General features: G+C 35.8%; 5 protein-coding genes and 1 tRNA gene. 5 read left to right on the top strand and 1 reads right to left on the bottom strand.

Annotated features, from left to right (window positions below):
• Positions 1 to 214 precede the first annotated feature (214 nt).
• A tRNA-Lys gene (locus H0Z29_02670) sits at positions 215 to 287 on the bottom strand.
• A gap of 202 nt (positions 288 to 489) precedes the next feature.
• Here H0Z29_02670 and H0Z29_02665 point away from each other — a divergent pair.
• The 5 genes from H0Z29_02665 to H0Z29_02645 all read left to right on the top strand — a co-directional run bounded on the left by H0Z29_02665 (position 490) and on the right by H0Z29_02645 (position 8,498).
• On the top strand, positions 490 to 2,835 hold the full coding sequence (locus tag H0Z29_02665) for a T9SS type A sorting domain-containing protein (protein ID MBO8130402.1): 2,346 nt from the start codon (positions 490 to 492) through the stop codon (positions 2,833 to 2,835).
• A gap of 2 nt (positions 2,836 to 2,837) precedes the next feature.
• Positions 2,838 to 4,250, top strand: coding sequence for a hypothetical protein (locus H0Z29_02660; GenBank protein MBO8130401.1), 1,413 nt, complete (start codon positions 2,838 to 2,840; stop codon positions 4,248 to 4,250).
• A 1,046-nt stretch (positions 4,251 to 5,296) separates the two neighbouring features.
• Positions 5,297 to 6,385, top strand: a complete 1,089-nt coding sequence (locus tag H0Z29_02655; protein ID MBO8130400.1) for a Na/Pi symporter — start codon at positions 5,297 to 5,299, stop codon at positions 6,383 to 6,385.
• A gap of 3 nt (positions 6,386 to 6,388) precedes the next feature.
• The gene (locus H0Z29_02650; protein MBO8130399.1) at positions 6,389 to 7,072 is read left to right on the top strand and encodes a hypothetical protein; all 684 of its coding nucleotides are present in this window, start codon (positions 6,389 to 6,391) and stop codon (positions 7,070 to 7,072) included.
• Positions 7,062 to 8,498 carry a proline--tRNA ligase gene (locus H0Z29_02645; protein ID MBO8130398.1) on the top strand — a complete coding sequence of 479 codons (1,437 nt, stop codon included), beginning with the start codon at positions 7,062 to 7,064 and terminating at the stop codon, positions 8,496 to 8,498. The genes H0Z29_02650 and H0Z29_02645 overlap by 11 nt, the downstream gene beginning before the upstream one ends.
• Positions 8,499 to 8,505 lie beyond the last annotated feature (7 nt).

The following is an 8,505-nucleotide window of genomic DNA, read 5'->3' as shown; positions in this document are numbered from 1 at the left end:
CCAGGACTCAAACCTGTCCCATAGGGATCCCTCCGGGAGAACCGTCGGCTTAAGAAAAACTATCCTACCAATTAACCATCTCTACAACACACCACTGAGTTTGTGCCCCGACCAGGACTCAAACCTGTCCCATAGGGATCCCTCCGGGAGAACCGTCGGCTTAAGAGAAACTAACCTACCAATTAACCATCTCTATAACACACCACTGAGTTTGTGCCCCGACCAGGACTCGAACCTGGAACCGTCGGCTTAAGAGGCCGCTGCTCTACCAATTAAGCTATCGGGGCATTCAAAAGCGTGTAAATTTAATCCATTATTAATTAAGTAGCAACGTTATCAAAGTAAATTATAATTCTTTACCAAAAAGGGCTATAAATTAACACTATTATGCCGTATATTAGATTACGGAAATGTGTGATTTATAGCAAGGTAATATAAAAAATTTCCTGCTATATTTTATTTGTGATTATTAAAAGGAGGATTGAGACTATGAAAGTTGTTAATGGACTATTAATGCTATTTTTAATAATAACACTGGTTTATCCACAACAGGTGCCAGATTTAATTCTGCAAACAAATATTACTGAAGATTACATCGATTATCTTGATAGTATGGAGACAGTTTTTAATGATACTATACTGCAAAGTTCAAATGACGAATCAATTATGAAAGCATATATCGGTATCGCTCTTATCCAGCTTGCAAAAGCCAATATTCAGGCAAATTCTTCTTTTACTGCTATTGACAGTCTGGGAAATAGATTAGAAAACGATTTATCTATAGCAATTGACATAACTACTGAAACTATTTATCCTCTAATTACAGCACAGAATCAGGATGAGTTTTTCGATTATCTAATCAATTTCTTCAATAATGGTGACTATGAGACCTTTAGAGATTCATTAGAAAATCTATTTCTCTCGGTCAGTCAGAATATTGAAAATATTGATAGCGAGCTGTACAAATTCTTCAATGAGGTCGATTTATACTTTGAAGAGGTAGGCCTCAGCATCGATAGTGTATTTAACTCCACAACGGACTTTGATTTCGTATTTAAAATAATGGGATCAGCCTATGAGGATACAGTATTCATCATATCTCGTGATTTCTTTAATCTACTGATAGATATTGATTGTATCGGCACGAAAATAGACTCTTCGTTCAACGATGGTTTTGCAAAAATGGATTCTATAGTAGACGTAGAAAATGGAGATGTAGCTCCCGCAATAGTATCATTCAGAACGGGACTGGATTACATTTCATTGATGATTGATACAGTAAAATATATGCTGAATCATCAACCTTTTGCACCGCTGGAGCTGAATGTTAGTGGTTTAGACTCTTTAAAATCTTTTATTGCTGAAATCGACACACTTCTAGGTGGGAAAGAATATCCGATAGGGGATGAATCTGAAGGTAAAACCATTAAACCATTAGCTATAATTGAGAATATGCCTGGTAGGAGTTTTGAAGAATTATTCAAAGATTTTTATAGAGCAGGTGAAGATCTGGCATATACTTTCGGTGGAATATTTCCAAACGGTATTACAAATAATATGTATTCAATGATAAAATCTGATGCGGTACTGTACTCAGAAGACGATTTTGAAGCCTTTATGGCAAGGCTGGATACTCTTCTCAATCATTGGTCACAGGAGCCAATAGAACCTGATGAACATCTAGGCATCGGTTTAATTAAACTTATTAAACTATTAACGGATGAAAATATATATGCCGATATTGAAAACGTCCTGTTTTATCTTGAACAGGGTAGAATAGACAGTCTATTATTCTACTACGATTGGGAAAACTTCAATTACTCTGCTGAAATTAAAGAAATAAGATATCATATTGATCAATATATAAACTCCGGTGAGGTCACAAATTTTGTAATACTTGTGAAAGACTACGACGACGATGGACATCCGTATATGATTGATGCAGACGATAATTTTGAATTTATCGTTTTATTAAAACCTCAGGTTAAACTTGTCGTAAATACGGTAGACCTTATATGCAACGGCTTACAACAAATCGCTGATGCAGCTGTTGATTTCTATAACGAAATAGATAAAATATTTATTCTTGATCTAAATCCAGATGAACTGGATTTTTCGGAAGCTGAAAGCGATTCAGACATTATTGCAATATTAGAAAGAGCAAATCCTGATTTTCTTACATTGACAGATTATGGAAGACAGAAGTTCATTGAAATCGGCGATTGGCTTGAAAGTGCTTTCGGTGAAATAAGTCATTTCTTTGAGAATATGCATGATCTTTCCGTTGCAGTTTATCCATATCAGGATGACTTTGGTATCGATGGTGATGAATTCGAATTTCAAATGCTAATGGCAAAAGATATCACCAACGCAATTTATATTGATTTTAAAGAGCCTGATTCAACTATTACAATCGACGGAGAGAGAGTCAATCTATCAGCATGGTTTGATAACCCACCAACAAGTTTTCTGCAGATGTGGAAAGATTATGTATATGGAATAGATTCTACACTCGGAGGTCTATTCCCTGACAGATTTAAAGTAGGTACGGTTGCAGAAAAACCTGTACCAGCTGAGTTCAAACTATCGCCCATTTATCCAAATCCGTTTAATCCTGTTGCTTTCATTTCGTTTGATCTACCAAAGCAATCACATGTAGAGCTCACAATTGTTAACCTAAGAGGGGAAATAGTAGTTAGACTGGAAAATAACAGACTGAATGCTGGAAGAAAAACTTACATCTGGAAACCCGATAACTTGCCATCTGGTACTTATATCTGTGTTTTAAAAGCTGATAACAGAGTATTTACAAGGAAATTGACGCTGTTGAAGTAGAATTGAAGAAGAAAATACCGCTGGTTTTTTTATTGATTTGCTCTTTTACATTTGCGCAGCAGGCAGGGTTAACAAAACTTCTAAAAAATATAACAGGATATAAAACTCCTCTCTCTCACCTGCCGGCTGCCAACCCATATAACGAATTCAGATTAACATTCTTTGATATTTATAGAAAACGAACAAATGGTATAAAGTCTCTATCTATCTACGAAAACCAATCCTTTTTTTCATTGAATCTACCTTTATTTAAAAATAATAAAACACGATTCAAACTGGACTTTGTACATGAAGAGCTAAAGTTTAATAATGGAAAAGATCATGTGTCTGTTGTTACCAATTATCCTATCAGCTTTAATGGGACCAAATTTAAAATGCTATTACCTTTTAAAAGAAATATTTTTCAGGCTGAAATAAGCTATGGAATATCAAGCTCAAAAGGAACATTTCACATAAATAACTATCCAAGATCAAATGATGTACCTGTTAATAAATTCTTTTATGACTGGCTGGAGCCAGCATTTGGTAGGGAATTAATAACTTCTATCGACTTTTTCAATTTTAATATAACTACTATACTAGCTAATAAAACTCGTCACTTAAAACCCGGTGTTTTGATTTCAAAAACAATAGTAAATAGCAGCACTAACATTAACTATACCAACACTTCAAACAGACCTGAGTTAGCGGGTAAAAGAAAACTGACAGTCCCAATTAACATTAATTCATCTATGCTTACATTGTATATTAAACCCTCCCTCAGATTAGATATGCTCAGTCTTTCAATTTTTGAAGATAAAATATTGCTTAATACTGATAATAACCCTCCTTCATCTACAGACTTCAAGAGCCTTGGATATTTCAAATTTTATCGTATAGGGATGTTTTTCTCATCAGCATACAAGATATTGAAAACTACAATTGAACCTGGATTCTCAGGATATATTTTTAATGCAAACTTAGATATGCACACTCCAGTAATGGGATATTTTTCGAAGATATTTCCAATATCACACGGAATTACTGGCAATATAAAAAACGGTAATACCTACTTTTTTCACCTTATTATAAAAAACAAACACAAAATAATTCTATTTAATAATACATTCAAAATATCGTATTCTTATGGCTATCTTTTAACGCCTATAGAAGGAGATGCAAAACTTTTATTTGGGCTTATTTCCACTCCAATAGATACTCATTTAAAATACAGGATACAACTTCTGGAGTTAAATTATAACATTTCTATATCTATTAGAAAAACAAATATAAATTTCACCTGCAATCAATTTATACCTATTATTCATCGATTGGATAAGAGCAAAATAAGTCTCAGAAAAAAATATCCCGATAGAAAAATATCACACCGTGGCGGAAGTCTATTCTCAGTATTTATATTTTTTCCTATAAGATAGTTAAAGTAGATTAAACTAAACATAGCAATTTGATATTTAAAAGTTGCTTGCTCCATCCATTAGCCGAATTAAAAAAAATGATTCCATAGTTATATATCAAACCTCTAGGAGAATGTAAGGAGAAATGTCTTTTCATGTTTCTATAATGAGTTGCTTCGAGGAGACTATTAGGAATTTATACTGCGCACTATTTCTTTAAATATAAACATCCATAGAGTATTCTGAGTTCTAATTACTCTCTTCATTATAGACTGCTTCGCCATCGCTCGCAGCGACAATCGACACGTCATTGCGAGGAGCGAACGTCGGTGAGCGACATGGCAATCTGCTTTATAAAATAATTGAAGCTATAAATATATACTACTTCGCTTATACAAAAGAGATTGCCACGCTCGCTTGCGCTCGCTCGCAATGACAGTACCAGGTAGGTCATCGCGAGGAAGCCAAAGGCGACGAAGCGATCTGCTTCAGAAGAGACTCGACACTCAAAATGTACCATCTCCACCTGATCAGATGAGATTGCCACGCTCGCTTACGCTCGCTCGCAATGACAGGGGCTACTGAAGTAGTTACACTAAGTTAATTTTCTAGCTGGTTAGCTTGTTAGCCTGCTGGCTGGCCAGCTTACTGGCTTGCTAGTCTGACAGCCTGTTAGCTTGTTGGCTGGTTAGCTTGTTAGCCAGTTAGTTTGATAGTTTAACAGCCAGTTAGACCACTTACCTCTTAGCCATCCGGCTATCTAGCTACCCAGCCATCTAGCTATCCAGCTATCCAGCTATCTAGCCATCTAGCTACTTAGCCATCAAGCTATACAGCCATCTAGCTATCTAGCCATCTCGCCATCTCAATCAGATGAGATTGCTTCGCTTCGCTTACGCTACGCTCGCAATGACAGTGGATAGATCACCTCATAGCTTACTTATATACGCTATTCATAAAATCCTGCCGACAAATAATTATATTACCAGACATCCAATTTTTTCAATGAATTTTACCTTTTTATTTTTAATTTAAACGCTATTTTTTGGCTAAGTAGGATTAAGTTAATGGACATCAAAAAGATATTCCGTCGTATACTGAAATTGTTTACTTTTTTTGCTTTACTATACTTATTTCTTCTAAGTATAAAACTAATAGGTGGATCATTTAAACTCATGGGCAAGGGCTTTGCAGAAACACTAATCAAAACCACAAGCAACCCCTTTGCAGGTTTATTCATTGGAATACTAACCACAAGCATTGTACAAAGCTCTTCCATGACAACCTCGCTGGTAGTCGGCCTTGTCGCTACTGGAGTTATGCCGATCTATATCGCTATACCAATAGTAATAGGAGCCAATATAGGTACTACCATTACAAATATAATAGTTTCCCTGGGACACATCAGAAACTCTATAGAATTTGAAAGAGCCTTTTCTGCTAGCATAGTCCACGATTTTTTTAACTTTTTAAATGTATTAATTTTATTCCCTTTACAATACTTCTTTAACTTTCTTGGAATCCTTGCTACTGGAACAGCTAATTTATTTCAGAACGTTGGAGGTTTGAAAGTCTTCAACCCTTTATCTACCATTCTTAACCCTACTTCCAAGCTAATACTACACACTATTGAACAGACCCCATGGTTAGGTGTAATATTATCATTAGCTCTACTGTTTTTCTCTCTCAGATATATTGTTTTATTTATGAAAAAGATAGTGATAAGAAAAATTGAAATTTACTTTAATAAATACTTGTTCAAAACCACTCTAAGGGCTCTCTTGCTCGGTCTTATCTTTACAGTATTAGTCCAGAGCAGTTCCATTACAACATCACTTGCTGTTCCTCTCGCTGGCGCTGGTATTCTGACTATTGAAAAAATATTTCCATATACTCTTGGGGCGAACATCGGGACAACCATTACAGCTCTTCTTGCAGCTCTTGCAACTGGCGAGATATCGGCAATTACTGTCGCTTTCTGTCACCTGTTTTTCAATATCATAGGTACAGCTATATTTTTACCCCTAAGGAAAATCCCAATTAGTATGGCAAAATTTTTCAGTAAAATCTCCATGAGGAACAAATTATTACCAATTTTATATATAATTATTGCATTTTTTTTAATACCATTTATCTTAATTTTATTGGTGGAGTAAGCAATGTTTAAAGAAATATTATCAATATGGAAGAAAAAAGATTTGTTTTCTCAGGCTTTTGAAGAGTCTGTGGAAATGTTAAAAGTAGACAAAGAGATGTTTGAAGAAGCTGTAAAATCTCTCAGAACAAGCGACACAGGAGAATATGCCGAAGATGTATTCAATAAGGACAAACTGATAAACAAATATCAGAGGGACGTACGAAAGAAAGTATTAACACATCTCGTAATGTCAGGCAAAATTGAAATCCCATCAGGTCTTGTACTTGTAAGCATAGTTATAGATATAGAACGCATAGGAGATTACACAAAAAATATAATGGACTTAGCACTTGCCCATAAGACGAAACTCCACGCTGGTTCCTTCGAAAAAGAGTTAAAAAATAAAGAATCTAAAGTAACCCAATTTTTCGATATGACTATTGATGCATTTTCGAAGTCAAATAGGGATACCGCAAGACTAGTAATGATAGATTATAAAAAAATATCAGGTTACTGCGATAGGACAATAAACTCACTTATAGAAGATGCGAATGAGTTTACCCCTTCTGATGCTGTTACCTTGGCTCTTTATTTGCGCTACTTAAAAAGAATTGCAGCACACCTACATAATATTTGTACCAGTGTAGTAAATCCATTCCACAGAATAGGATATATAGAAAAAGGGAAAAATCAAAATGAGCAATGAAAGGGCTGTAACAAAGAAGAGCGAAGACTTTTCTAAATGGTATACTGACGTAATAATACGCTGTGAGCTTGCAGACTACGGTCCCGTCAAAGGAACAATGGTAATAAGACCGTACGGATACGCAATATGGGAGAATATACAAAAGATTGCTGATAGAATGTTCAAAGAGACCGGTCATGTAAATGCCTACTTTCCGATGTTTATACCGGAAAGTTTTATGAAGAAAGAAGCTGAGCATGTCGAAGGGTTCGCACCAGAATGTGCTGTAATTACTCACGGTGGAGGCAAAGAGCTGGAAGAGCCTCTTTACGTACGACCTACTTCCGAAACTATTATCTGGGCAATGTACAAAAAATGGATAAAATCCTATAGAGACCTGCCACTGCTTATAAATCAATGGGCGAATGTAGTACGCTGGGAAATGAGAACAAGGCTTTTTCTTCGAACAACAGAATTTTTATGGCAAGAAGGACACACAGCTCATGCCACTTTCGAAGAAGCTGAAGAAGAAGCACGAAGAATGATCGAAATCTATAGAAAACTCCTCGAAGATTATCTTGCCATACCCGTAATAGTTGGTAAGAAAACAGAAAATGAAAAGTTTGCTGGTGCAGTACATACCTACACAGTGGAGGCTATGACCGGTGATAAAAAAGCATTACAGGCAGGCACTTCTCACAATCTGGGTCAAAATTTTGCAAAAGCTTTTGATGTAAAATTTCTGAATGAAAACAACGAGCTAGAATATGTATATGCTACCAGCTGGGGGATAAGTACGAGACTCATAGGCGCTGTTATTATGGTGCATGGCGATGATAAGGGATTAGTAATTCCTCCTGAAGTTGCACCATATCAGGTTGTCATCGTCCCTATATGGAAAAAAGACACTGACAAACAAGCCGTCATTGATTTTATAAACGAAAAACTTATATCCAGACTAAAAGAAGCAGGCATAAGATACTATTTTGACAATAACGAACAGGTTACCCCGGGATGGAAATTCAACGAATGGGAAATGCGAGGAGTACCTTTAAGAATTGAGGTTGGACCAAGAGAAGTAACAAACAACGCGGTTGTCCTTGTAAGACGCGATGAAGCTGGTAAAGAACAGGCATCAATAGATAATATCATCGAAATAGTAAAAGAAAAACTGATACAAATTCAGAAAAACCTATTTTATAATGCTCTAAAATTCAGGGAAGAAAATACATACAATATCACCTCCTATGAAGAGTTAAAGGAAATAATGGAAAAAGGTGGATTTGCAAAAGCTTTCTGGGCTGGCAGTTCAGAAGATGAAAAAAGAATCCAGGAAGAGACTAAAGCTACGATAAGATGCGTCCCATTTAATCAATCAGGCAAAGGTAAATGTATCTTCACCGGGAAAGAAACCTCAACTCAAGTCATCTTTGCTCGTGCTTATTAGTTCCAAC

The sequence above is a fragment of the Candidatus Neomarinimicrobiota bacterium genome (assembly GCA_017656425.1).
In the GTDB taxonomy this organism is placed as follows: Bacteria; Fidelibacterota; UBA2242; order UBA2242; family B5-G15; genus JACDNV01.
The sequence above is the reverse complement of the archived record's forward strand: the minus strand, read 5'-3'. Positions and strand labels throughout refer to the sequence as shown.